The sequence below is a fragment of the Mesorhizobium sp. M0340 genome, from assembly GCF_040321535.1.
Lineage (GTDB): Bacteria > Pseudomonadota > Alphaproteobacteria > Rhizobiales > Rhizobiaceae > Mesorhizobium.
On the sequence record NZ_JAMYRR010000079.1, the window covers coordinates 1 to 740 of the forward strand.

General features: G+C 60.8%; 1 protein-coding gene. It reads right to left on the reverse strand.

What is annotated here, in order from left to right; genetic code table 11:
- The coding region (locus NKI79_RS33135) for an IS5 family transposase (protein WP_352807507.1) at nt 1–688 on the reverse strand (688 nt) is incomplete at its 3' end.
- Between the last annotated feature and the right edge of the window lie 52 nt (nt 689–740).

The window sequence follows — 740 nt, forward strand, 5'->3', positions numbered from 1 at the left end:
GGGTGTCGTAGGCGGCGTCCGCCCACACCGTCTTCTCGTCGCCGCAGATCAAGTTATCGGCCATCACCGTGTCGTTGACGTTGGCTGGCGTGGTAATCACCGTGCGGATCAGGCCAGAGCCCTCATCCACCCCGACATGGGCTTTGTAGCCAAAGGTGAAGCCGCCCTTGCCCTTTCGCGCGGTGAGCCGGGCATCCGTATCCTTCGAAGTCCGCTCGTCCGTCGGGGGCAATGAAACCGCATTGATCAGCGTGGCATCCAGCATCGTTCCCCGCTTCAGGATAACACCGGCTTTCTCCAACTGCCGGTCCAGTTCGCCAAACAGCTTCTCCAGCAGCCCTTCGCTGACAAGCAGATTGCGAAAACGCGAAAGCACCGTGTGGTCGGGAACGCTCTCCTCCAGCCCGAGCCCTACAAAGCGCCGGAACGACAGCCGGTCGCCAAGCGCCTCCTCAAGTTCGCGATCCGACAGGCCGTAGAGTGACTGCAGCAAAAGCGCCTTGAACAGAACCAGCGGTGGCCAAGCTGCCCGTCCGGGTCCGCCATCGCGCAGCGGGTTGAGCAGCTTCTCGAAGCGATACCACTTCACCAGACCCGACAATCGATCAAGCGGTGAAGAACCGCCAGCCAACTTGCCGCCCAGAAAAGCCTCCGCCAAGCTCAACTGGCCCATCTGCTTCACTGCCATCGCGATTCCCTCCGAGCTTCGTCTCAGAGAATCACAATCAGCGAATTACGCA